The 23,473-nt window shown below is 64.8% G+C and carries 19 protein-coding genes; 8 read left to right on the forward strand and 11 right to left on the reverse strand.

Going from position 1 to position 23,473, the window contains the following annotated elements; genetic code table 11:
- Window positions 1-41 precede the first annotated feature (41 nt).
- The 3 genes from RFN28_RS05125 to RFN28_RS05135 all read left to right on the forward strand — a co-directional run bounded on the left by RFN28_RS05125 (window position 42) and on the right by RFN28_RS05135 (window position 3,260).
- Window positions 42-1,514 carry a YcjX family GTP-binding protein gene (locus RFN28_RS05125; protein ID WP_320286288.1) on the forward strand — a complete coding sequence of 491 codons (1,473 nt, stop codon included), beginning with the start codon at window positions 42-44 and terminating at the stop codon, window positions 1,512-1,514.
- A complete protein-coding gene (locus RFN28_RS05130; protein WP_320286289.1) occupies window positions 1,511-2,593 on the forward strand; it encodes a YcjF family protein in 1,083 nt (360 codons plus the stop codon). Before RFN28_RS05125 ends, RFN28_RS05130 begins: the two co-directional genes overlap by 4 nt.
- A 112-nt stretch (window positions 2,594-2,705) precedes the next feature.
- Complete coding sequence (locus RFN28_RS05135) at window positions 2,706-3,260, forward strand: hypothetical protein (RefSeq protein ID WP_320286290.1); 555 nt, start codon at window positions 2,706-2,708, stop codon at window positions 3,258-3,260.
- 73 nt (window positions 3,261-3,333) lie between these two features.
- On the opposite strand, the gene RFN28_RS05140 is transcribed toward RFN28_RS05135, so the two are convergent.
- From RFN28_RS05140 to RFN28_RS05150, 3 genes are all read right to left on the reverse strand, one after another.
- Entirely contained in the window at window positions 3,334-3,600 is a 267-nt protein-coding gene (locus tag RFN28_RS05140) for a hypothetical protein (protein ID WP_040972249.1), read from the reverse strand.
- A 193-nt stretch (window positions 3,601-3,793) separates the two neighbouring features.
- Window positions 3,794-5,002, reverse strand: a complete 1,209-nt coding sequence (locus RFN28_RS05145; RefSeq protein WP_320286291.1) for an MFS transporter — start codon at window positions 5,000-5,002, stop codon at window positions 3,794-3,796.
- A gap of 59 nt (window positions 5,003-5,061) precedes the next feature.
- Window positions 5,062-6,051, reverse strand: a complete 990-nt coding sequence (locus RFN28_RS05150) for an AraC family transcriptional regulator (RefSeq protein ID WP_320286292.1) — start codon at window positions 6,049-6,051, stop codon at window positions 5,062-5,064.
- Window positions 6,052-6,192: 141 nt separating this feature from the next.
- Here RFN28_RS05150 and RFN28_RS05155 point away from each other — a divergent pair, with 141 nt between their 5' ends.
- Together RFN28_RS05155 and RFN28_RS05160 are read left to right on the forward strand one after the other, a co-directional pair.
- A complete protein-coding gene (locus RFN28_RS05155; RefSeq protein ID WP_320286293.1) occupies window positions 6,193-8,028 on the forward strand; it encodes a monovalent cation:proton antiporter-2 (CPA2) family protein in 1,836 nt (611 codons plus the stop codon).
- A 13-nt stretch (window positions 8,029-8,041) separates the two neighbouring features.
- Window positions 8,042-8,590 carry a DUF924 family protein gene (locus RFN28_RS05160; RefSeq protein ID WP_320286294.1) on the forward strand — a complete coding sequence of 183 codons (549 nt, stop codon included), beginning with the start codon at window positions 8,042-8,044 and terminating at the stop codon, window positions 8,588-8,590.
- A gap of 9 nt (window positions 8,591-8,599) precedes the next feature.
- Here the strand turns inward: RFN28_RS05160 and folK are convergent, their stop codons facing one another.
- From folK to folP, 3 genes are read right to left on the reverse strand one after another with little or no spacing between them, the layout of a single operon-like run.
- Window positions 8,600-9,112: a 2-amino-4-hydroxy-6-hydroxymethyldihydropteridine diphosphokinase gene (gene folK / locus RFN28_RS05165; protein ID WP_320286295.1), complete on the reverse strand. Its 513-nt coding sequence runs from the start codon at window positions 9,110-9,112 to the stop codon at window positions 8,600-8,602.
- Window positions 9,096-9,455 (reverse strand): dihydroneopterin aldolase, encoded by a 360-nt coding sequence (folB, locus tag RFN28_RS05170; protein ID WP_040972244.1) that lies wholly within the window; start codon window positions 9,453-9,455, stop codon window positions 9,096-9,098. The genes folK and folB overlap by 17 nt, the downstream gene beginning before the upstream one ends.
- Window positions 9,456-9,457: 2 nt before the next feature.
- Entirely contained in the window at window positions 9,458-10,309 is an 852-nt protein-coding gene (gene folP / locus RFN28_RS05175) for a dihydropteroate synthase (protein ID WP_320286296.1), read from the reverse strand.
- 84 nt (window positions 10,310-10,393) lie between these two features.
- Here folP and RFN28_RS05180 point away from each other — a divergent pair, with 84 nt between their 5' ends.
- Together RFN28_RS05180 and RFN28_RS05185 are read left to right on the forward strand one after the other, a co-directional pair.
- Window positions 10,394-11,014: a DUF922 domain-containing Zn-dependent protease gene (locus RFN28_RS05180; protein WP_320286297.1), complete on the forward strand. Its 621-nt coding sequence runs from the start codon at window positions 10,394-10,396 to the stop codon at window positions 11,012-11,014.
- 221 nt (window positions 11,015-11,235) lie between these two features.
- Window positions 11,236-12,723 (forward strand): MDR family MFS transporter, encoded by a 1,488-nt coding sequence (locus RFN28_RS05185; protein WP_320286298.1) that lies wholly within the window; start codon window positions 11,236-11,238, stop codon window positions 12,721-12,723.
- Window positions 12,724-12,749: 26 nt separating this feature from the next.
- Here the strand turns inward: RFN28_RS05185 and RFN28_RS05190 are convergent, their stop codons facing one another.
- The 3 genes from RFN28_RS05190 to RFN28_RS05200 all read right to left on the reverse strand — a co-directional run bounded on the left by RFN28_RS05190 (window position 12,750) and on the right by RFN28_RS05200 (window position 14,674).
- Window positions 12,750-13,781, reverse strand: coding sequence for an NAD(P)/FAD-dependent oxidoreductase (locus RFN28_RS05190; RefSeq protein WP_320286299.1), 1,032 nt, complete (start codon window positions 13,779-13,781; stop codon window positions 12,750-12,752).
- A gap of 96 nt (window positions 13,782-13,877) precedes the next feature.
- Window positions 13,878-14,198 carry a 2Fe-2S iron-sulfur cluster-binding protein gene (locus RFN28_RS05195; RefSeq protein ID WP_320286300.1) on the reverse strand — a complete coding sequence of 107 codons (321 nt, stop codon included), beginning with the start codon at window positions 14,196-14,198 and terminating at the stop codon, window positions 13,878-13,880.
- Window positions 14,199-14,305: 107 nt separating this feature from the next.
- Window positions 14,306-14,674 (reverse strand): Hpt domain-containing protein, encoded by a 369-nt coding sequence (locus RFN28_RS05200; RefSeq protein ID WP_320286301.1) that lies wholly within the window; start codon window positions 14,672-14,674, stop codon window positions 14,306-14,308.
- 288 nt (window positions 14,675-14,962) lie between these two features.
- On the opposite strand from RFN28_RS05200, the gene RFN28_RS05205 reads away from it, so the two are divergent.
- Window positions 14,963-21,250: a kinesin gene (locus RFN28_RS05205; RefSeq protein ID WP_320286302.1), complete on the forward strand. Its 6,288-nt coding sequence runs from the start codon at window positions 14,963-14,965 to the stop codon at window positions 21,248-21,250.
- Window positions 21,251-21,407: 157 nt separating this feature from the next.
- On the opposite strand, the gene RFN28_RS05210 is transcribed toward RFN28_RS05205, so the two are convergent.
- Complete coding sequence (locus RFN28_RS05210) at window positions 21,408-22,007, reverse strand: ABC-type transport auxiliary lipoprotein family protein (RefSeq protein WP_430677288.1); 600 nt, start codon at window positions 22,005-22,007, stop codon at window positions 21,408-21,410.
- 79 nt (window positions 22,008-22,086) lie between these two features.
- Window positions 22,087-23,460, reverse strand: a complete 1,374-nt coding sequence (locus RFN28_RS05215; protein WP_320286303.1) for an MlaD family protein — start codon at window positions 23,458-23,460, stop codon at window positions 22,087-22,089.
- Window positions 23,461-23,473 lie beyond the last annotated feature (13 nt).

Raw genomic sequence — 23,473 nt, forward strand, 5'->3', positions numbered from 1 at the left:
GGCGCCTATATCGGGGCCGACCAGCGCGCAGGGATTTGTTTTTGGCATCATCGCTGACCAATTTTACCGACGAGGCGAGGATTGCGCTCGACACGCTGTCGGGCCGCGCCGCCGGGCTCTTCTCCCCATCGCTGCGCCTGGGCGTCACCGGTCTTTCCCGCGCCGGCAAGACGGTCTTCATTTGCGCTCTTGTCCATAACCTGATCCATGGCGGGCGGCTGCCGCTGTTCGAAGCGCAAAAGTCAGGCCGCATCGCCCGCGCCTTCCTCGAGGAGCAGCCCGACGATGCCGTCCCGCGCTTCCAGTACGAGGACCATGTCGCGGCCCTGGTCGACGACCGCGTCTGGCCGGATTCGACGCGCGCCATTTCGGAACTCAGGCTCACCATCGAATATGAGTCGGCCTCCGGCTGGAACCGCCTGTTTTCGGCTGGAAAACTGTCGGTCGACATCGTCGACTATCCCGGCGAATGGCTGCTCGATCTGCCGCTGCTCGGCAAATCCTTCGCCGATTTTTCACGCGAGGCGATCGAGCTTGCGGCCCTGCCCGTCCGCTGCGACCTTTCGCAAGACTGGCGAGCGCTCGCTGCCCAAATCGATCCCGACACCGACGCCGACGAAATGACGGCGCGCCGTCTCGCCGAAAGCTTCGCCGCCTATCTCAAGGCCTGCAAGCTCGACGAGCGCGCGCTGTCGACGCTGCCGCCCGGCCGCTTCCTGATGCCGGGCGATCTCGAAGGTTCGCCGGCGCTTACCTTTGCGCCGCTGATGAAGCTTGCCGCGGGACGACCCCGTTCCGGATCGCTGCAGGCGATGATGGAGCGGCGCTACGAGGCCTACAAGACGCATGTCGTAAAACCGTTCTTTCGCGAGCACATCACCCGCCTCGACCGGCAGATCGTGCTGATCGACGCCATGCAAGCGCTCAATGCGGGCCCCGCCGCCATGGCCGACCTGGAACGGGCCGTCACGGAAATCCTGTCCTGCTTTCGTCCCGGCCGGGGCAATTTCGTCACCGACCTGTTTTCGAGGCGTATCGACCGCATCCTGGTCGCGGCGACCAAGGCCGACCAACTGCACCATGAAAGCCATGACCGGCTGCAGGCGATCGTGCGCCGGCTGGCGGACCGGGCGGTGGCGCGGGCGAATTTCAGCGGCGCCGATGTCGACGTTGTCGCCATGGCGGCGGTGCGCTCGACCCGCGAGGGCACGGTCAAGCAAGGCCGCGAGACACTGCCGGTGATCATCGGCATGCCGCTGAAAGGCGAAAAAATCAACGGCGAGACATTCGACGGCAAAATCGAAACCGCCATATTCCCCGGCGACTTGCCGGAAAAAGCCGATGCGGCCTTCGAACTTTCCGGATCGCAGCCGGAAGATAACGAACCGGCGATCCGCTTCGTGCGGTTCCGTCCGCCGAAGCTCGAGCGCACGGCCGAGGGCGTCACGCTCTCCCTGCCGCATATCCGGCTCGACCGCGCGCTGCAGTTCCTGATCGGAGATCATTTGGCATGAACCCGCCCCGCAAACCGGCGGCCTTCCGCATCGAGCCTGAGCCGGCGCCAAGGCAAGAGGCGCCGCGGAAGCATCGCGGCGAGGAACGGCCCCTGCGCAAGCCGCAAGCCGCCAGGTCCGATGTGGCGGTCGTCATCCCTTCGGAAATCGACGTCTTCGACGAACCCGACATCGAGCGGGCCGCACCGCCGCCGGCGACCGCTCCAAGGAAACGCTCGCTGCTGGCGCGCCTGTTCTTCGGCGCCCTCGGCGTGCTTATCTCGCTCGCGGTCGGCCTCTGGACGGACCAGCTCATCCGTGACCTCTTCGCGCGCGCCGAGTGGCTGGGCTGGCTGGCGGCCGGCGTGGCGGCGATCGCGCTTTTGTCGCTGCTCGTCATCCTGTTGCGCGAATTCCTCGCCATCGCGCGCCTCGCCGAAGTCGAAAAGCTGCAGCGACGGGCACTGGACGCAGTGGCGCGCGACGATCCCAAGGCGGCACGCGCCCTGGTTGACGAGCTTTCCGCCTTCGTCGCCGCAAAGCCTGAGACCGCGGCCGGCCGGCGCTCGCTCGCCGAATTGCGCGGCGAGATCATCGACGGCAGCGATCTGGTGCGGCTCGCCGAAACCGAGATCCTCTCGCCGCTCGATGCCCGCGCCAGGACGATGATTCTGGAAGCCGCGAAGCGCGTCTCGCTGGTGACGGCGGTCAGCCCGCGCGCGCTCGTCGACGTCGCCTATGTGGTGTTCGAAGCCGGGCGGCTGATCCGGCGTCTGTCGGAGCTCTATGGCGGCCGCCCCGGCACGCTGGGCTTCTTCCGGCTGGCGCGTGGCGTGCTCGCCCACCTCGCGGTGACCGGCTCGATCGCCGTCGGAGACAGTTTCGTGCAGCAGATCGTCGGCCACGGCCTTGCCGCAAAACTCTCCGCGAAGCTTGGCGAAGGCGTGGTCAACGGCATGATGACGGCGCGCATCGGCATTGCGGCGATGGAAACGGCTCGCCCGCTGCCATTCATCGCTGCGAAACGCCCGGGACTAGGCGATTTCCTCTCGGCGCTCACCTCCTTCGCGACACGCAAGGACGGCCAAAGCGAGCAATAAGGCCGAGCAACAAGGTAAATGGAGAAACGGCCACCGGTGACGAAGCATTAACCAATCTTGTTCATGGTCGTTTCTGTCCCAAGAACAGACTTTGTTGTGCCGGGTGTCGTCCATGAAAAGCGTGATCTTGTCCTGCGTCCTGCCCGTGACGGTTGCGGTTGCCGCGCCGCTCGGCCTCGTCGGAAAGGCCTTTGGGGCAGAGCCGGACAAGCAGTTTTTCCGTTCTGTCGAAGGCAAATGGGTCGGCCCTGGCGAAATCATCGCCGGCAAGTACAAGGGCACCAAATTCACCTGCAATTTCAACGGTTCTACGCCTGACGGCAAGGTCGGCATGACGCTCGACGGCGACTGCCGGGTCGGCATGTTCACCCAGAAGATGTCGGCGTCCGTCGAGCGCAAGGGCCGCGAAGGCTACAAGGGCAACTTCATGGGCGGCTCGTCCGGCAACGGGCTCGACATCATCGGCGGCAATGTCGTCGATCCGCAGAAGGTGGTCTTCACCATCAACCGCAACCAGTTGAACGGCGTCATGCAGGCCCGCATCCCTGACGACAATTCGATGACCGTGACGGTGGCCGTGCGCGTCGACAAGCAACTGGTGCCGGTCATCGGCATGAGCCTGAAGCGGGTCGACACGGTCGAGGTCGGCTCGATCGCGAAGAACTGAGCAGCGCGCTCAAGGGATAGACAAAAGGCGGCAGCCGATGGCTACCGCCTTCTTTCGTTTTTGACGACCTCGCTCAACCCTTGATGGCGGCGGTCACTTCGTCATAGGCCTTGCAGGCTTCGTCGAGCGTCGTGGCGTTCTGATACTTGGTCGTCACGGCCTGCACCTTGGCCGTCAGATCGGCCGCCTTGCTCGGATCCTTGGTGATCGCTGCCTGGAGCGCGGCGGCCATGTCCTGCGCCTTCTTGGCGGCGATCTCCTGCGTGCACTCCGGTCCCTTCGAACAGGCCGAGCCGGCCAGCGCCGCAACACCAACGGCGACGAGCAAAAACTTCTTCATGTCAATCATCTCCTCAAAAAAGGCAGCGGCCCATCGCCGCTGCCTCCCAATGGCCGAAGCCCAATGGCCAAAGCCGAGCGTGCCTTAACCTCCGATTGTGGCCGCACGCAACGACCGGGCCGCATAAACTTGTGTAACCAAGCTGGAATATCGCGGCGTTCCGGATTTAGCCCGCCTGTCAGCTGGAGCAAAGTCACCTGCGAGGCTGTAGCAGCGCCAGCACGACTGTCGATGCTGCAAGGACGACGGTAAGGGTCAAAGGCCCCGAGGCACCATAGGTATCCACGACATAGCCACCGACAACCGCGCCGATGGTGATGGCAACCTGGAAAGAGACGACCATCAGACTACCCGCTGCTTCCAGCGCATCAGGTGCCGCGCGGGACAGATTGGTCGGCAGCACCACCGGCGCCATGCCGAATGCCAAGCCCCAAAGGGTGACGAATCCAAAGGCAACGGCGATGTGCACGCCCCAAAGCACCAATGCCAGCGCCGCAAACGCCATCAACGCGGCGGTGCCCACGAGAGCCATGCGGATATTGGCATCGGCCATGCGGCCGCCGGCAATGTTGCCGATCACAGCGGCGATGCCAAATCCGAGCAGGGCTAAGGCAATTGGCCCGGTTGCAAGGAGCGTCACATGTTCGAGGAAGGGGCGTACATAGACGGACCCGGCAAAATGCCCTGTCATCAGCAAAAGAATGGCCAGCATGCCGAGTTGAATGCCACGCCGCCGTGTCAGCCGAAATACATCCGCAAGACTATTGCTGGCTGTGGCAGGCAGGGTTGGCAGGCTAAGCAACTGCAGCAACATGGCAATCACGGCCAGCCCCGCTGTCAAGGCCATGGCGCTGCGCCATCCCAGCCAGTCGCTGATCAACGCACCCACCGACGGTGCGGCAATGGTGGCGAGCGAGACGCCGAGGGTTACGACGGCCATGCCCCGACCTGTCGCATTGGCGCCCACCAGCCTGGCCACGACGGCAACCGAAAGTGCCCAGAAGGCGCTGATGGCGATTCCGAGCCCGGCCCGGCCTAACAGCAACAGCCAGAAATTGGGCGCAAACGCTGCAAGGATATTGGAACCGACCGCCAAGGCGCTGAGGCCAACCAGCACTGTCTTGCGGTTCAATCGGCCGATCAGAACATTGCTCAACATGGCCGTCACGGCGCCGACCGAAGCCGTGGCGGTGACGACCTGTCCGGCCGTTCCTTCGCTGATACCGAGATCGCGCGCCATCGGCGTCAACAGACCTGCCGGCAGGAATTCGGCTGACACCAAAGCAAAGCTGGTGGCCGCCAATGAAATCACCGCGAACCAAGTGGCTGCGTTCCACGTGGTTGGCGCGGCGGCATCGAGGTCTATCGCCGCGTCTTCAAGCTGTAATGTTGTGTCTGTCACTGAAAGATCTCCAAGTTCTGGAGATCTTAATAGACGAGTCTTTCCGGATGATATGTATCTTAAAATCCGAAATTCATGTCCATTCGTCCAGGAATTGTGCGCCGCACAACGCCTGGCGAGACATTGGTGATGCGCTTGAACGCGCGCGCGAAGGATGCTTCGCTATCATAGCCCAAACGGGTAGCGACCTCGGCAACCGACAAGCCGTTCTGCCCCAACAACTCGCGGGCAAGCTGCATACGCAGACGGGCGAGATAGTGTGCAGCACCCTCCCCTAATACAGCGCTGAAGCGCTCGGCGAAAATCGAGCGCGATTGGCCGGCCAGGCCGGCAAGGCTTTCCAAGGTCCAGTTATGGCCGGGGTCTCGGTGCATGGCTGCCAGCGCGCGGCCGATATGGGGGTCGCGGATAGCGGCGAGCCAACCGGTAGTCGAGGCTCCAGTACAATTGACCCAGCAGCGGATGAGCCGGGCTGTCAGCAAGTCCGCCATACGCGACAAGATGGTGGCGCTGCCCATCTGCGGTTGCGCGGCCTCCGCCGTCATAGCCGCCAGCAAAGGACCAACGACCGGGTCATTGCCGGCCACGTCGCACCCTTTGATGATAGGCGGCATCAACGTGATCAATGGGTTAAGCGCACAGGCGCCCAAGGCCATCGAGCCGCAGAAAAGGGTGCTTGTCGCGCCCGTCCCTTCCCGCACCACCTCGCAGACATTGCTCCCCAACTTGGTCACCTGGCAACCCTCGAGCGAGTCACCAACAACGTCCGGCGCACTGGCCAGCCGATGGGCGATGCCTTGTGGCAGCAGCACCAGATCGCCATCGCGCAACTCCTGCCAGCCCTCCGCTTCGGTATGGATCCAGCACGGACCCTGGCCGACAAAGTGAAAGCGAAGCAGCGGCTGTTGCGGAAAGGCGACGCTCCATGGATGTCGGAGTTCGCAGCGGCCATAGTTGACGCCACTCAAGCGAAAGTCTTGCAGGACTTCGCTGAGCGCATCGATCGGGATATGGGACGCCGAAGGCGATCGGGACGAATAGTCAGGCATTTGCCTATTATAGATGCCGAACGTCCGGCAGGCAAGCGGAGGCCGTTTCAACGGCACCCTACCATTCAAGTCAGTCCTCCCGCCCTTGCCTCTCGCTCCCGCTGCATGCAAGGAGTGCTTCCAGGAAACGGGACGACAGGCATGGCAGCTGAAGCATCAAGCGGCGATCTCGTACAGGTGGTGGCGCTGCTTGCTGCCGGCGTGGTCGCCGTCCCCATCTTCAAGCGCATGGGGCTGGGCTCCATCCTCGGCTATCTCGCCGCCGGCGTGGTCATCGGACCGTTCGGCCTGCGCGTCTTTTCCGAATCGGAAGCCATCCTTCACGTCGCCGAGCTCGGCGTCGTCATGTTCCTGTTTATCATCGGCCTCGAAATGCAGCCGTCGCGGCTCTGGGGCCTGCGCCGCGAGATCTTCGGGCTCGGCGCATTGCAGGTCGGCGTCTGCGCCATGCTTCTGACCGGCGTCGGACTGGCCGGAGGCTTTCCGATCGCGCAGTCCTTCGTCGCCGGCGCCGGCTTCGTGCTGACCTCGACGGCGATCGTCATGCAGCTGATCGAGGAACGCGGCGAGATCGCCACGCCCAAGGGCCAGCGCATTGTCTCGATCCTGCTGCTCGAGGACCTGATGATCGTGCCGCTTCTGGCGCTGGTCGCGTTCCTCGCGCCCGGCGGCACCGACACCACAGTGTCCCAACGGTTCACCGAGGTCGGCATCGGCGTCGCGGCAATCGTCGGGCTGGTGGTGGCGGGGCGCTATCTGCTCAACCCGCTCTTCCGCATCCTGGCAGATGCCCGCGCCCGCGAGGTGATGACGGCCGCCGCCCTGCTGGTGGTTCTGGGATCGGCTTTAGCCATGCAGCTTTCCGGCCTGTCGATGGCGATGGGGGCTTTCCTAGCCGGCGTGCTGCTCTCCGAATCGACCTTCCGTCACCAGCTCGAAGCCGACATCGAGCCGTTTCGCGGCATCCTGCTCGGCCTGTTCTTCCTTGCAGTCGGCATGTCGCTCGACCTCAGCGTCGTTGCCCATAACTGGCGGCTCGTCGCCATCTACGTCGTCGCCTACATGATCATGAAGGCGCTCGGCATCTACATCGTCGCGCGCATGCTCAAGAGCGGCCACCGCGAAGCGCTCGAACGCGCCGTCTTCATGGCGCAGGGCGGCGAATTCGCCTTCGTGCTCTATTCCTCGGCCGCCGCGGTTGGCATCATCGACGGCCAGGCCAATGCGACACTGACCGCCATCATCATCATCTCCATGGTGCTGACGCCCTTGGCAATCGCGGCGCTGCGCTACCTCACGCCGCGCGACGAGCAATCGCTGGAAGGCGTCGACATCGCCGACGGCCTCACCGGCAGCGTGTTGATCATCGGCTTCGGCCGCTTCGGCCAGATCGCCAGCCAGCCACTGCTTTTGCGCGGCCTTGACGTCTCGATCATCGACAACGAGGTCGAGATGATCCAGGCGGCGGCCGATTTCGGCTTCAAGGTCTATTATGGCGACGGCACGCGGCTCGACATCCTGCATGCCGCCGGCGCCGGCCGGGCACGCGCGGTGCTGATCTGCGTCGACAAGCCGGACGCCGCGGTGCGCATCGCGCAGCTCATCAAGGCCGAATTCCCGCTGGTCACTATCCTGGCGCGCGCCTTCGACCGCGGCACCGCGCTGCAGCTCATCCGTGCCGGTGTCGACTATCAGCTGCGCGAGACCTTCGAATCGGCACTCGTCTTCGGCGGCTCGGCGCTGGAAGCGCTGGGCGTCGACCCGGAAGAGGTGGCCGAGGTGATCGAGGATGTGCGCCACCGCGATACCGCCCGTTTCGAGACACAGCTTGCCGAAGGCATCCGCGCCGGCCAGCGCTTCCTCAAGGGCAATATCGGCACGCCGATCCCGACGCCGCTCGCGCAGCCGCGCCGCGCCGGCCGGGCGCTGAACGAGGAGACGGCGGGCGTGTTGAACAAGGCCGAGACGAAGAACTGAGGAGGAGCAACGCATGGCAGAATTCGACGCGCGGGCGCTTTCCGTCACCAAATTCTGGCGCGACGTCGGCGAGGATGCCTGGTTCGAGAAGAACGATGCGTTCGACACGGATTTTCGCAATCGCTTCCTCGACCTGCACTATGCCGTGGCGCGGCGCGAATGCGACGACTGGAACGTGCATGCCGAAGCATCGCTGGCGCTGATGATCCTGCTCGACCAGTTTCCGCGCAATTGCTTCCGCGGCACCGCACATATGTACGCGACCGATCCGCTGGCCAGGCATTTCGCCGACCGGGCGATCGCCGCCGGCCATGACCTGGCGCTCGACGGGACCCTGCGCGTCTTCCTTTATCTGCCCTTCGAACATTCCGAATTGCTCGCGGATCAGCAGCGGTCAGTGGAGCTAACCGCAGCCCGGGCGCCGGACTACCTCAAATACGCCAATGAGCATCTGGAGATCATCCAGCGCTTCGGCCGCTTTCCGCATCGAAACAAAATGCTCGGCCGCGAGACGACGGCCGAAGAAAAGACATTTCTCGACGCCGGCGGTTTCTCCGGCTGAGTCCGGCGGCTAACCGAGCCACCATTCCCGGCCGGAAGGCAGGCGCTCGATCCCCGACGCATCGACGGCGCCGAGCCGCTCCGACACGCTTTTGCCGCCGACAACGAGGTCGGGCGCGATCTCGGCCAGCGGCGCCAGCACGAAGGCCCGCTCCAGCATGCGCGGATGCGGCACCTCGAGGCCGGTCTCGTGAATCACCCGGTCGCCGAACACCAGTATGTCGATGTCGATCAGCCGCGGTCCCCAGCGCTCCTCGCGCACCCGCTTGAGGCGCCTTTCGACGTCCAGGCAGAGATCAAGCAGGTCGTGTGGCGACAGCGCCGTTTCGATCGCGGCCGCAGCGTTCAGAAAATGCGGCTGGTCAAGCTTGCCCCAGGGTGGCGTGCGGTAGAGCGAGGAGACTGCGGTGACCCGCGTCTTGTCCTCGCCGTCCAGCATGCGCAGTGCCGCGGCCATGGATTTCGCCGGGTCGCCGAGATTGCCGCCGAGACTGAGATAGACGACGCTATTGGGGCCAGACAACGGTCACCTCGACATGATCGAGCACGCCCGGCACCGGGGCGTTCGGCTTGCGCACCGTGATCTCGGCCTTCCTGATCTGCGGGAACCGCGCCGCCAGCGCCTTCGCCACCTCCAGCGCCAACGCCTCGATCAGGAAACGGCGCTGCCCGGTGACGATCTTCTCGATCACCGCGAAGGCGACGCCGTAATTGACGGTGTCCTCGATGGAATCCTCTTCCAGCGGGCGGCTGGGCTCGACGGTCAGTTCGGCGTCGACATAGAAACGCTGGCCAAGCGTCTCCTCCTCGTCCAGCACGCCGTGCCGGGCAAAGAAGGCGCAGTTCTTCATGCGAATGACATACATGGTCAGTGTCCGGGAGACAGGGTTTCTCGCGCCAGCATAGCATCGGCCACCGCCAGCGCATCCACGTTGATTGCGACATCGTGGACGCGAAAAAGATCGGCCCCTTTGAGCCGCAGGATGACGCTGGTGGCCGCGGTGCCGACCGCCCGCTCGGCCGGCTCGCGCCCCGTGACGCCGCCGATGAAACGCTTTCGCGACGTCCCCGCCATCAGCGGAAAGCCGAGCGCCAGGAGTTCGGAAAACCGCGCCATCAGGTCGAGGTTTTCCTCCGTCGTCTCCTTGGCGAAGCCGAAGCCGGGATCGAGCACGATCTGGCCGTCCACAACACCGCCAGCGCGCGCGATCTCCAGCGATCTCTCGAGGAAGAGAAACTGGTCCTCGATCACGTCCGGCAGTTTTTGCCGCTCGCGTCCTGTATGCATGATGATGAGGCCGGCGCCGGTTTCGGCGGCGACACGCGAGATGCCGGGCTCGCGCTGCAAGCCCCAGACATCGTTGACGATGTGGGCGCCGACGGCGACCGCTCGCCTCGCGGTATCCTCGCGATAGGTGTCGACCGAAATCAGCGCCTCGCCCGATGCCGCGAGCGCCTCGATGACCGGCAGCACTCGTGCCTGCTCTTCTTCGGCCGTGATCGGGGCAAAGCCCGGCCGCGTCGATTCCCCGCCGATATCGATGATGGCCGCCCCCTCTTTGACCATCCGGCGCGCCTGGGCTATTGCCTTGTCCGGCGCGATGAACAGCCCGCCATCGGAAAAACTGTCCGGCGTGACGTTGAGGATGCCTACGACGACGGCTTTGGGGCCGAGATCGAGATGGCGTCCATGCGCGAGTTGCCATCGCCTTACCGTCATTGTCCATCAACCATGCGTGATTTGCGGGAAATCAATTTCGTTGCGCCGGCAAGGGCCGTAAAGCAAGGTGCGTGAAGAGGCAACATGATGAACCGGTCCCTGCTCTGTGCCCTGATGCTTTCGCTTTCCGTCGCGCCGGCCGGCGCGACGAATCTGGTGAAGACCTACAGCTATTTCAGCGTCAATGGCCGCACGCTCGATGATATCGAAAAACAGCTGACGAAAAACGGACCCGAGGTGAAGAGCACGGGGTCCAGGCATCCAGGCGCCACGCAGATGGCTTTCACCACCCGCGTCAGCTACGCGCAGACGGCGAACTCCTGCCGGATCGCGAACGCGCAGGTGACCCTGAAGGTCAAGGTGATCCTTCCGGAATGGCGGCGTCCGCGCAAGGCCGATCCGGAAGTCAGGCTGTTCTGGGATACGCTGTCGGCGGACATCAAGCGCCACGAGGAGCGCCATGTCGAGATCGCCAAGAACCATGCGCGCGAGCTCGAGGACGCGCTTAAGGCAACTTATCCGCAGAAGACCTGCGAAGCCGCGAAGGCTAAGGCCGCCGAGATTTCGACAGCCATCCTCGCCAAGCATGACCTCGCCCAGGTGCAGTTCGACCGCGTCGAAGGCGTCAACTTCGAAAGCCGCATCATCCGGCTTCTGCGCTATCGGATGGAACGCATCCAAAGCGGGCGGTTGCCACCGACTTGACCGATGGCGGGGCAGTGCCTGCGAGGGCCAATCCCCGCGGAAACGTAGTGCCAGATTCGAAAAACTATCAGCCGGTGCTCGAAGACGGCCTATATCGCACGACATATATCGGGTTCGCCGTCTGGCGGGCTTGGAAGACAAGACACAAATGACAGGCGGAAGACACCGGACCGCCCTCTTGCGGACCGCGCACCAGCCTTTTTTGTTTGAAAGAATGCCGCATGGACCAGACGGTCGACGACCGCACGACGATGGGAACAACGACCTCGCCGCGGATAAGCGAGAGCGAGAAGAACGCCATCATCGGCGGCGTGCTGCTGTCGATGCTTCTGGCTGCGCTTGACCAGACCATCGTTGCCCCTGCCCTGCCGACGATCGCGCGCGCCCTCGGCCATGCCGAATACCTGCCTTGGATCGTCACCGGCTATCTGCTGACGGCCACCGCGATGGCGCCGCTCTACGGCAAGATTTCCGATGTCTACGGCCGCCGGCCGGTGATCTACGCTGCCGTGCTGATCTTTCTCCTGGGATCGCTGGTCAGCGCGCTGGCCCCCAACATGCTGGTGCTGGTCATCGGCCGGGCGATCCAGGGAGCGGGCGGCGGCGGCCTGTTCGCGCTCGCCCAGACGGTCATCGGCGACCTGGTGCCGCCGCGCGAGCGCGCCCGCTATGCGGCCTGGATTGCCGGCACCTGGGCGGTCGCCAGCGTTGCCGGGCCGCTGCTCGGCGGCACGTTTGCCGAGCATCTGCATTGGTCGCTGATCTTCTGGATCAACCTGCCGCTCGGCTTCCTGGCGATGGCCATCATCAACAACCCGCTGAAGAAGCTGCCGATCGCGGCAAAGCACCACCGCATCGACGGACTGGGCGCCGTGCTTTTGGTGATTGCGACGGCGCTGTTCTTACTGGCGCTCAACTGGGGCGGCAGCACCTATCCCTGGGTCTCGCCGGAAATCCTGGGGCTGGTCGCCTGCTCGATCTTGTTCTGGGCGCTGTTCGCGGCGCGGCTGCTAAAAGCCTCCGAGCCGCTAATCTCGCTCGAAGTGCTGGCCAACCCGATCGTGCTCGCCGGCACGCTGTCGATGTTCCTGCTGCAGGCGGCAAACATTGGCGCCTCGGTCTACCTGCCGGTCTATCTGCAGTCTGTCGTCGGGCTCTCGGTCAGCGAATCCGGTACCGCCATGCTTGGGCTGCTCCTCGGCACCGTTGCGGGCGCCACCTTCAGCGGGCGCATGATCCCGCACTTTGTCCACTACAAGCGCATCGCCATGGTCGGCATCATTCTGGCGATCGTCTGCATCGGCGTGCTCAGCGCCATTGCGGGACATGCCTCGCTGCTCGAAGTCGAGGTCCTGACGACCCTCATCGGCCTCGGCAGCGGAACAACGTACCCGGTCAGCACCGTCTCGGTCCAGAATGCCGTCGATCGGGCGCATCTCGGTGTCGCGACCGGGGTGCTGACCTTCCTGCGCTCGCTGGGCGGCGCGCTCGGCGTCGCCATGCTCGGCGCCGTTGCGCTGGGCTTCGGCCTGCCGCTCGCTGCGGAAGGCTCGCTCACCCACGTCGAGCTCACTTCGGCGACGCCGTTCGTGATGATCTTCCTCACCGCCGGCATCACGCTAATTCTGGCGCTGATTACGCTGGCGCTGATGCCGGAAAAGCCGCTGCGCGGTCAGGCCGAGCACACGGCGCCGGCCATGGCGGAATAATAGGGCGGGTACTACTCTCAGCAGGGTTAGTCGTGGACGCCGAGCTTCTTCTGCAGGCTGGTCGACGACGTCGTGTACTGGAAGACGATGCGCTCGCCGGGGCTGACGATGCGTTTTGCGGCCTGCGCCATCAGGGCCACCTCATGGAAGCCCGAAAGGATCAGCTTCAGCTTGCCGGGATACCAGTTGATGTCGCCGACGGCGAAGATGCCGGGGACCGACGACTGGAATTTCTCGGTGTCGACCGGGATCAGGTTCTCGTGCAGGTTCAGACCCCATTCGGCGATCGGCCCGAGCTTCATGGTGAGGCCGAAGAACGGCAACATGCGGGTGCAAGGCACCTCGACGTCGCCGTCGGGGCCGCCCTTGATGGTTGCGGATGAGAGCTGTCCGCCGGCGCCGGTGAGCCCGCCGACCTGACCGACCAGGAACTGCAGCTGCTTCATCTCCTGCATGGCGTACATCTTGTTGACGCTGTCGGGCGCCGCCCGGAATTCCGGGCGCCTGTGCACGAGCGTGACGCTTTTGGCGATCGGCTGCAGGTTGAGCGTCCAGTCGAGCGCCGAATCGCCGCCGCCGACAATGACGAGGTCGTGGCCGCGGAATTCCTCCATGCGCCGGACGGAATAGAAGACGCTTCTACCCTCATACTCCTCGATGCCCGGGATCGGCGGGCGCTTGGGCTGGAAAGAGCCGCCGCCGGCGGCGATCACCACTACCTTGGCCTCGAACACCTCGCCCTCGTCGGTGGTGACGCGGAACGTGCCGTCCTCGAGCTTCTCGAGGCTGGAGACCATGCGGTTGAAGGTGAAGTCCGGCTTGAACGGGTGGATCTGCTCGAGCAGCTTGTCGACCAGACCCTGCGCCGTGATCATGGGCCAGCCGGGAATGTCGTAGATCGGCTTTTCCGGATAGAGCTCGGCGCATTGCCCGCCGGGACGGTCGAGAATGTCGATGAGATGGCACTTCATGTCGAAGAGGCCGAGCTCGAATACGGCGAACAGGCCGATCGGCCCTGCCCCGACAATAAGTACGTCCGTCTTGATCGTGTCCGTCATCAGTTCCGCCCCGTTTTGGGAAATGGAGGGGACACTGCATGAGCATTGGCCCGCTGCCAAGCTGCCACGGGGCAAATTGGCAAATGGAGAGCCGGGTTAGCCCTGGCGTTCGGGAACGCGCACGACCAGGCCGTCGAGCGCGTCGCGCACCTTGATCTGGCAGGACAGGCGCGAGTTCGGCCGGACATCGTAGGCGAAGTCCAGCATGTCCTCTTCCATCGCTTCCGGCTCACCGACCTCGGCCGTCCACGCTTCGTCCACATAGACATGGCACGTCGCGCAAGCGCAGGCGCCGCCGCATTCGGCCTCGATGCCGGGCACCGCATTGCGGATCGCATTTTCCATGACGGTCGAGCCGTTTTCGGCATCCACGTCGAATTCAGTGCCGTCATTGGCGATGAAAGTCAGCTTGGTCATTGGTCACCTGAGGAGTCGCAGCGGAAATAATCACTCCGCTGGACAAGTCAACTGCGGCGCGAAAGCGCCACGAAATGACGTTTTTCGGAAGGTATCCCCTGGAGAGACTAGCGGCTGATGGCGGCGATGAAGTCCCGCACTTCCTCGATCAGCACGCCAAGCTTCTCCAGGATGCGGGCATCCTCGGGCTGCCTTTCGATCGCTGCGGCGCATTCGGCAACCGCAAAGGCACCGATGCCGCGCGCCGAGCCCTTGAGGCCGTGTGCCAGGAGCACCCGTTCCCTGGCATCGGCATCGAGGATCTTGTCGCGCACCGAAAGCGCCTGCTGCACGAACAGCGCCAGCACTTCCTGTTCGAGCGCGCGATCATCCATCGTCTGCCGCGCCAGATGGGCCATATCCACAGGCCGCGACCCTGCCGTTCCCGACACGTCGCCGCCGGGCATGGAAAACGCGATTCCACTTTCGCCACGCATACGCACTGCAACTCCTATAGGGCGGCCGACCGCCAAAAAAATAGGCGACCCGCGTCGCCATCGGGTTAACGGGTAGCGGGGAAAAATGTTGTCACGGAGGCGGCCAACTCACGCTTCCGTTAACCTTATATTTAAAGTTTTACGTATCGCCCGGAATGCATGTTTTCTTTACCCCCGTGTGTCATTACGATACGAACGTCCATTTTCAGCCTCCTGTCTGGGACCAGACAAGCCAGATTCAGGCCAAAATCATAAGTCCCGCGGCAGCTAGTACAGGGTAGCGAAGGCATGGCTAAGAAACCGACGACGACCAAATCTCTCGAGAGCGACGTGGCCGCGGAGCTGGAAAAGGCGCTTGACCTTGACCTTGGCGGCGACGAAGGCGGGCTCGACATGGCGGCGTCGATGGAGGATCTCGAGGCCCAGATATCGGCGGCCGCAGACGAATTGGCGCGCGAAGGCCGCAGCCAGAGAATCGAACCGGCAAATGAACCCCAGGCGGCGAAAGCGGCGCCCCAGGCAAAGCCGGCGGAACTGCGCCCGCTCGAATCGCGCGGCTCGCAGCCGGCCGGTTTCACGCCCGCTCCTGCCGGGTTCACGCCGGCCAACGACGACCGCCAGAAGGATTACCGGACGCTCTTGCATAGCCTCAACCGGCGCGCGTCGAGCACCGTCTACTGGGTGATAGCGTTCATCTCGCTGGCCTGGATCGCTGGCGCCGGCGGCCTCGCCAACCTCCTGTTCGGCCCGAGCATCTGGACGATCCGCACCCTCGACCAGTTCTTCGCCCGCCCCGAGCTGATCGGCCTGGCGGTCGCCGCGATCGTCCCGGTCATCCTGTTCTGGGCCTTCGCCGCCATGATCCGGCGCGCCCAGGAAATGCGCATTGCCGCGCAATCGATGACCGAGGTGGCCTTCCGCCTCGCCGAGCCGGAAAACCTTGCCCAGGACCGCGTCATGATGATCGGCCAGGCCGTCCGCCGCGAGGTGGCGGCCATGGGCGAAGGCATCGAGCGCACTTTGGCGCGCGCGGTCGAGCTCGAAACGCTCGTCCACAGCGAAGTCAGTCAGATCGAGCGCTCCTATTCCGAGAACGAGGCCCGCATCCGCTCGCTGGTCGATGGCCTCGGCAGCGAGCGCGAGGCGGTCGTGAGCCATGCCGAGCGCGTGCGGGCTTCGATCCACGGCGCGCACGAAACGCTGCGCGACGAGATCGGCGCCGCGAGCGACATCATCCGCGACTCGATCCTCAACGCCTCGACCAAGCTGTCGATGACGATCAACAATTCCGGCGACACGCTGATCGATCGCATCAACGAGAGCTCGATGTCGATCTTCGATTCGGTGGAAACCCGGCTCGATACGATCACCGACCGCCTGTCGACCTCGGGCGAGGCCTTCGCCAGCCTGCTCGACACCCGCATCGCCAAGCTGACCGACACCACGGACGGCCTCACCCGCTCGCTGACCGACCTGCTCGACGACCGCACCAACGGCATGGTTTCGCTGCTCGGCGGTGCCGCCCGCACGCTGAATTCCGAGTTCGAAGCCAGCCTCAACGGCATCGAGCGGACGCTGGCCGAACGCGGCCAGGCGCTGATCAGCGAGTTCCAGACCCGCGCCGAGGCACTCGACACCGGAACGCAGAAGCTCAACGCGGCGCTCGAGGCCCGCGCCCGCCAGATCAACGAGACTCTGGTCGAACGCGCACGCGAGATCGCCAACACCTTCGCCGAGAGCAAGGACACGTTGTCGGCAATGATCGATCAGGGCAAGACCCAGATCGGCGCCGACATGGCAGACATCGTCTCGTCGACCTCGTCCATGCTCGAAGCCCGCGCCACCGATTTCGCCGGCCGCATGGAGGCCGCGCGCCATGTCGTGTCGCGTTCCTTCGACGCCGACATCCAGCGGCTCGCCGATGCCCGCGTCGGCATCGAGGAAGCGGTCGAGAACCACAGCCGCATGCTTTCCGAAAGCCGCGATCGCATGGCAGCCGCCATGCAGGAGGATCTGGCGAAGTTTGCCGAAGGCCGCGCCGAAATCGATACCGCCGTCACCAACCAGGTGCAGAAGCTCGCCGAAGGCCGCAACCTGATCTCGCGCGCGCTGGAAGAGGATCTGCGCAAGGTAAACGAGTCGCGCGCTGCCATCGACGCTTCTCTGGGCAGCCACCTTGAACAGCTCGAAGAAGGTCGCAACCGCCTCGCCCAAGCGTTGAACGAGGACTCCGGCAAACTCGTGCAAGCCCGTACGTTGATTGACGAAATGGTCGCTGGCCATGTCGGCAAGCTGGCCGAGGGCCGCAACATTTTGGCGCGCGCGCTGGAAGCCGATCTCGGCAAGCTGGCGGACAGCCGCGCCTCGATCGACGGCCTCGTCGCCGGCCAGGTCGAGAAGATCGCCGAGGGCCGCGCCGTGCTCGCCAAGGCGCTCGAGACCGACATCCTCGGCATCAGGAACCTGATCGAGACCCACTCGACGAAGCTTGCCGAGGACCGCGGCGAGCTCAGCCGCGCGCTGGAGGGCGACCTCAGCGGCATCCGCAGCCTGATCGACAGTCATGCCGGCAAGCTCGCAGAGGACCGCAGCCTGCTGTCGCAGACGCTGGAAGCCGACCTCGCCAAGCTCGCCGAAAGCCGCGCCTCGATCGACGGCCTCGTCGCCGGCCAGGTCGAGAAGCTCGCCGAAGGCCGCGATATCTTGAAGCGCGCCCTGGAAGCCGACATCAACACCATCAGGGGTGCCATTGCGGGACACTCGGAGAAGGTACAGGAAGAACGCGCGCAACTGTCGAAGGCCCTGGAGGCCGACCTGCAGACCGTCGGCGGAGCCATCTCCGACCACCAGAACAGGCTTGTCCAGGACCGCGCGGCATTGTCGAAGGCACTCGAAGACGACCTTCAGAGCGTGAGCGGGGCAATCTCCGACCACCAGAACAGGCTGGTCCAGGACCGCGCCGTGCTGTCGAAGTCGCTCGAGGACGATCTCGCCAAGCTGGCCGAGAGCCGCTCCAGCATCGACGGCCTCGTCGCCGGCCAGGTCGAGAAGCTCGCCGAGGGCCGCGATATCTTGAAGCGCGCCCTGGAAGCCGACCTCAACACCATCCAGGGCGCCGTCGTCGATCATTCGCAGAAGATCGCCGACCATCGCTCAGAGCTCTCGCGCGCCCTCGATGCCGATATGGCCAATGCCAGCGGCCTCATGCAGACCCACGCCGACAGGCTGGTCCAGGACCGCGCGACGCTCTCCAAAGCCCTGGAAGACGATCTCGCCAAGCTGGCCGAAAGCCGTTCCAGCATCGACGGGCTGGTCGCCGGCCAGGTCGAGAAGCTCGCCGAGGGCCGTGACATCCTTAAGCGTGCCCTGGAAGCGGACCTCGCCAAGCTCGCCGAAAGTCGCGCATCGATCGACGGCCTCGTTGCCGCTCAGGTCGAGAAGCTCGCGGAAGGCCGCGATGTCCTCACCCGTGCCCTCGAGGCCGACCTTGCAAAGCTCGCCGAGAGCCGCGCTGGCATCGATGGGCTGGTCTCCGGCCAGGTGGAAAAACTCGCCGAGGGTCGCGATATCCTCAAGCGCGCCCTCGAAGCCGACCTGCAGAAGTTGGCGGAAAGCCGCTCGGAGATCGACAACGTCATTGCCGGCCATGTCGGCAAGCTTTCCGAAGGCCGCGACATGCTGGCCCGCGCCCTGGAGGACGATCTCGCCAAGCTCGCCGAGGCGCGCAAGGACGTCGACCGTTCGGTGTCGGGCCACATCGACCAGATCGCCGCCAAAAGCAGCGACATCTCGGCCGCGATCGCTGCCGATGTCGAGAAGATCGAGCAGGCGTTTAGCCGGCAGACCGGCGTCATCGAAGAACGCGCCGGCACCATGGAGCGTGCGCTCTCGACCGGCGTCGACAATGTCCGCGGCGTTCTCGAAAAGACCGCCGTCTTCGTTGCCGGCGCGCTGCGCGACAAGGTCATGGAAATCACCAGCACGCTGCACGAGCAGGCGGGTGCTGCCTTCAGCGACGCCGACCGCAAGATCGCCGAACGCGCCGAGCAGACTTCGGCAGCGCTCCTTGCCAGGGCCGAAGACATCGCCAACGCTTTCGAGGCGGCGGACCGCCGCCTGCACGAGCGGGCGCAGGACACGTCCAGCATGCTGATGGCCCGCGCCGACGATGCGTCCAATTCGCTGATGGCTCGCGCCGAGGAAACCGCCGACAAGCTGGCCGCTCGCGCCAGCGAGATCGCCGGCACGTTCGACGCAGCAGACCAGAAGTTGGTCGCCCGCGCCGTCGAGACGGCGCAGTCGCTGGCGGCGCGCGCCGGCGACATCCTGCGCAACTTCGAGGGCGCCGACGAGCGGCTGAGCCAGCGCATCAGCGAGTCGGCCGAAGCGCTGGCCGCGCGCGCCTCCGATCTCGGCCGTATCTTCGATGCCGCCGACCAGCATTTGGTTTCGCGCATTGCCGAGGGTTCGGAAGCGCTGTCGTCGCGGGCGTCCGAAATTGCCCGCATCTTCGACGATGCCGACGACCGCCTGGTATCGCGCATCGCCAGCAGCACCTCGACCATCGGCGAGCATGCCGACACCATTGTCGGTGCTTTCGCCGCCACCGAGCAGCGTGTCGCCGACCGTGCCCGGCAGACCGGCCAGGAACTTGCCGTTCACGCCCGCGAGATCGAGCAGGCGCTTGCCGGCGCCGACGAGCGGCTGGCTTCGAGCGCCGCCGCTGCCGCGACCCGCGTCGAGGAGCAGGTGGCGAGCGTCGAGAACCGCCTCGCCTACAGCACCGAGACGATGGGCCAGAAGCTCAACGAGCAGGTCTCCAGCGCCGAGGCGCAGCTGATCTCGCGCGCCAACGTCATCGCCGAAACCTTCACGGCGGTCGGCCAGCATATCGGCCAGAGCACCAACGAGGCGGCAAAGACCATCGGCGCCAACACTCGCGAGCTCAACACGATGCTGGCGGCACGCTCCGCCGAAATGTCGAGGATCCTCGACGAGACGGCGCGTCCCCTGGTCGAGCGCTTCGCCCAGGGCGGGTCCGAACTGCAAAAGAGCATGGAAGAGGTCACCGAACGGGCGACCGAGAAGCTGCGCAGCGAAAACGCCGCCCTCGTCAACGCGCTTGCCAACCGCACGGCCGAGACGCTTTCGGCCGTCGAGGGCGCGCGCTCGACGCTGGCCGACAGCGTTGCCGACCTCATCGGTCGCATGACCACCTCGAGCGCGCAGCTCGGCCAGCTGATCGACCAGGCGGCCGTCAACCTCGGCCAGGTCGAGCAGCGCCTCGCCGGCAGCACGCAGAGCTTCGCCACGACCACGGAAAAGGCGGCCCAGACCTTCGCCAGCTCGGCGCGTCTCGTCGATTCCAACACGACGCGGCTCACCGATCTGTCGTCAGCGACGCTGCGCGAGGTCGCCTCGATCGCGACCAAGTTCGACGAGCACAGCCGCCTGCTGTCCAGCGCCTCGGATCTGCTCAGCTCCGCGCAGAGCAATCTCGAGCACACGTTGGAACGCCAGTCCTCGCTAGAGGACCTCGCCGTCGGCCTGGTCAAGAAGTCGGAGGATCTCGAGAAGGTGATGCGCTCCTTCGAGAGCCTCGTCGGCCAGACGATGCAGAACGCCGAGGGCCGCACGATGGAATCGGCGGAGAAGATCCGCACGGCTATCGCCGACGTCGTCGATTCGGCCACGCGGCGCTTCGCCGACGCCACCGAGGAGATGCGGCGCACCGCAGGCTCCATCAAGAGCGAACTGGATCTCACCCGCGCCGAGCTCAAGAAGGGTGTCATCGAAATGCCCGAGGAAGCCAAGGAATCGACCTCGGCCATCCGCCGCGCCGTCGCCGAGCAGATCAACGCGCTCAAGGAACTGTCTGACATCGTTGCGAAATCGGGCCGCAGCGGCAGCAGCGAGACCGGCGAGCCGCGCGCCCTGCGCCCTGCGCCGCAGGCGCCTGCCCGCCCCGCCGAGCCGCTGCGCCGGCCGCAGGAGCCGCAGCAGCCTCAGCCGGTACGCCCGGCACCCCAGGCGCCGCTCGGCGAGACGACGCTGCGCGGCACGCTCGATCTCGAGCGCCCCACGGAGGCGCCGCGCCGCGATCCGAACGGCCGCTCGCCTCAGGGCGGCTGGGTGCGCGATCTCTTGACCAACGCTTCGCGTGGCGAGGACCTGAAGCCGGCGGCGCCGGTCGAAGCACCGCGCGCGGCACCCGCCCAGCGCACGCCGCTGCATGTCATGGAGTCGCTCAACTCCCTCTCCGTCGACATCGCGCGCGCCATCGACCATGACGCCTCGATCGAGCTGTGGAACCGCTATCGCCGCGGCGAGCGCGACGTGTTCACGCGCCGCCTCTACACGCTGAAGGGTCAGCAGACCTTCGACGAGATCCGCCGCAAGTACCAGGCCGAGGCCGAGTTCCGCGCCGCCGTCGACCGCTACTGCGATGATTTCGAGAAGCTGCTCAAGGATGTGTCGCGCAACGACCGCGACAACATCATGGCGCAGACCTATCTCACGTCGGATACCGGCAAGGTCTACACCATGCTTGCCCACGCCAGCGGTCGCCTGCGGTGAGCGTTTGTTAGCGAGTAACAAAAAGGCGGGACAAGCTCCCGCCTTTTTGGTTTGTCCGAACAGCATGCTTGCGACACGGGCTGCGATGGATGTCGTCGGCCGACGCTTCATGGTTGTCACCTAACGGCAACGGCCTCGGCGACAGGATGGAACCTTTTCAGATCACCGAATCCGTCCAGCGGACGATGTCCTTCGCCGCCTGGCCGAAGGCGCTGTCCAGCGCGCCGACATAGGCAGCGTTGCCAGCACCCGAGACCGGCGCACTCGCGGTAAAACTCTTCGAGGCGCGCACCTCGCCGTTGCGGTCGTTGAGGATGCGCACGAAGAGGTCGATTTCGGCATGCTCGCCGCCATTGACGCGGACTTCGAAGGAGCGGACCTCGACGATGATCTGGTAGTCGATCGCCAGCCCCTCGCCCGGCTTGCCGACGCCGGCAAAGCTGCCGGAGCGCTGGAAGGTCTCGGCGAGCCTGGCCTGAACGATGAGCGGCAGGCGGTCCGCCCATTGCGCACCCTTGAGGAACTGGATCGATTGGTCCGACGGCCTAATGACGATGTTCTGGCTGTCCAGCGCCTTGAGCGCCGAAGGCTGGGCGATCAGGATCTGGCGGCGGCTGTGGGCGTGCATTTCGACCGACGGAGCCGAAAGCTCGAACGTGTCGAGAGGCGCCGGCTTGCCTCCCAGTGCCGCGCAGCCGGCGAGCGTGAACACGAGCGCCGCGGCCGCAACCGACTTCAACCCTCTCACCGACTTCACGCGCGATCCCCGTTGTCCCCGGACCTTACGATCAACTTGCAGCTGCAATTCACGTTCTTGGCGTTCGCGGCGGCCGAAGTCAACGCCGCGCCCTGCCGTTGAACTGACGAACCTCTCCCTCGCCGCCTGTCAGGATCCGCTGCGGATTGCGGCTGAGATCGGTCACGGCTTCCTCGATGCGGTTGATCGAGCGCCGGCTTTCCTGCACCAGCGCTTCCACATTCTGCAGGCCAGAGCCGGAGAAGCGCGACAGATTGTCGACGATGGTGCCGAGGCGGGCGTTCAGCGTGTCGGCAACCTGCTTGAAGGATCTCAGTGTCGCCCTGGCATCGGCCATCACGCCGTTGGCTTCGCCGGATCCGAGAAGCTTGTCGACCTTTTCGAGGATGCCGTCGACGCGCACCGAGGCGTCGTTGAGACGCTGCGCGAGCTGGCGGGCATTCTTGATCGTATCGTTGATGTCGTCGGAGCGATTGGCGAGCTTGTCCGTGACCTTGGCGATGTCGGATGCCGCCTTGTTGGCGCTGTCGCTCGCCTTCTGGATGTTGGCGAGCGCGGTGCGGACGTCGTTCGGGTCGATGCCGTCGAGCACGCCGTTGACCTTGGCAAGCGTGCCTTGCGTCTGTTTGGCGAAATCGTTGATCGAGCCGACCGCGGTGTTGACGTTGTCGATGGTCGTGTCGAACTGCTTCGAGGTTTCCTTCAGGTTCGCGGTGACCGTATTGACATTGGCGACGATGCTCTTGATCTGGTCCTTGTCGACCGAGTTGATCAGGCCTTCCGCCGCCTTGAGCGTGCTGTCCAGCCGCCCCGAGACGGCCTTCAGCTGATCCGAAAGCGAGCTCACGGCAGACAGGAACTTGTCGATGCCGTCCGAATTCCTGGCCAGCGCGTCGGAGAAGGTCTCGACGTTCTTGACCGTCTGCGTCAGCGGCCCACGAACGTCCTTGGTGAAGCCTTCGAGCTCGGAGAGCACCTTGTCGGCGCGGGTGAAGATGTTCTGCGCCGTTTGCAACAGATTGGTCACGGCCGACGGATTGGCCGTGATTTCGGCGATCTTGCCTTCCTTTTCCGCCAGATCGAGCAGCTTGGCTTCCTTGGGATCGGCGCCTCTGAGCTCGATATTGGCCTGGCCGCTGAGGCCGGTGAGCCCGATATCGGCCTGCGTCGACTTGGTGATCGGCGTCATGCGATCGATCTCGGTGTCGGCAATGGCGACCGTCGGATTGTCGAAATCGATATAGACCCGCTTGACCTCGCCCACCCTGACGCCGTTGAACAGCACGAAGCTGCCGCGGCCGAGGCCGGAAGCCGAGCCGGGGATGCGGACGCGCAAGACCGCCGTCTCGCCCCTTTCGCCAACAGCGGCGGTCCAATAGACGAAGGCGAAGGCCGCCAGGATCGCGACCAGCGTGAAGATGCCGACAATGATGTAGTTGGCCCTGGTTTCCATTGCCTCACTTATG

Source organism: Mesorhizobium album (assembly GCF_033977205.1).
Taxonomy (GTDB): domain Bacteria; phylum Pseudomonadota; class Alphaproteobacteria; order Rhizobiales; family Rhizobiaceae; genus Mesorhizobium; species Mesorhizobium album.

Coding starts and splice junctions, on each gene's coding strand:
- RFN28_RS05130 (WP_320286289.1), top strand. CDS start 1,511: ATGAACCCGCCCCGCAAACCGGCGGCCTTCCGCATCGAGCCTGAGCCG.
- RFN28_RS05195 (WP_320286300.1), bottom strand. CDS start 14,198: ATGACCAAGCTGACTTTCATCGCCAATGACGGCACTGAATTCGACGTG.
- RFN28_RS05160 (WP_320286294.1), top strand. CDS start 8,042: ATGGCAGAATTCGACGCGCGGGCGCTTTCCGTCACCAAATTCTGGCGC.
- RFN28_RS05150 (WP_320286292.1), bottom strand. CDS start 6,051: ATGCCTGACTATTCGTCCCGATCGCCTTCGGCGTCCCATATCCCGATC.
- folP (WP_320286296.1), bottom strand. CDS start 10,309: ATGACGGTAAGGCGATGGCAACTCGCGCATGGACGCCATCTCGATCTC.
- RFN28_RS05215 (WP_320286303.1), bottom strand. CDS start 23,460: ATGGAAACCAGGGCCAACTACATCATTGTCGGCATCTTCACGCTGGTC.
- RFN28_RS05180 (WP_320286297.1), top strand. CDS start 10,394: ATGATGAACCGGTCCCTGCTCTGTGCCCTGATGCTTTCGCTTTCCGTC.
- folB (WP_040972244.1), bottom strand. CDS start 9,455: ATGTATGTCATTCGCATGAAGAACTGCGCCTTCTTTGCCCGGCACGGC.
- RFN28_RS05185 (WP_320286298.1), top strand. CDS start 11,236: ATGGACCAGACGGTCGACGACCGCACGACGATGGGAACAACGACCTCG.
- RFN28_RS05190 (WP_320286299.1), bottom strand. CDS start 13,781: ATGACGGACACGATCAAGACGGACGTACTTATTGTCGGGGCAGGGCCG.
- RFN28_RS05200 (WP_320286301.1), bottom strand. CDS start 14,674: ATGCGTGGCGAAAGTGGAATCGCGTTTTCCATGCCCGGCGGCGACGTG.
- RFN28_RS05135 (WP_320286290.1), top strand. CDS start 2,706: ATGAAAAGCGTGATCTTGTCCTGCGTCCTGCCCGTGACGGTTGCGGTT.
- RFN28_RS05155 (WP_320286293.1), top strand. CDS start 6,193: ATGGCAGCTGAAGCATCAAGCGGCGATCTCGTACAGGTGGTGGCGCTG.
- RFN28_RS05140 (WP_040972249.1), bottom strand. CDS start 3,600: ATGAAGAAGTTTTTGCTCGTCGCCGTTGGTGTTGCGGCGCTGGCCGGC.
- RFN28_RS05205 (WP_320286302.1), top strand. CDS start 14,963: ATGGCTAAGAAACCGACGACGACCAAATCTCTCGAGAGCGACGTGGCC.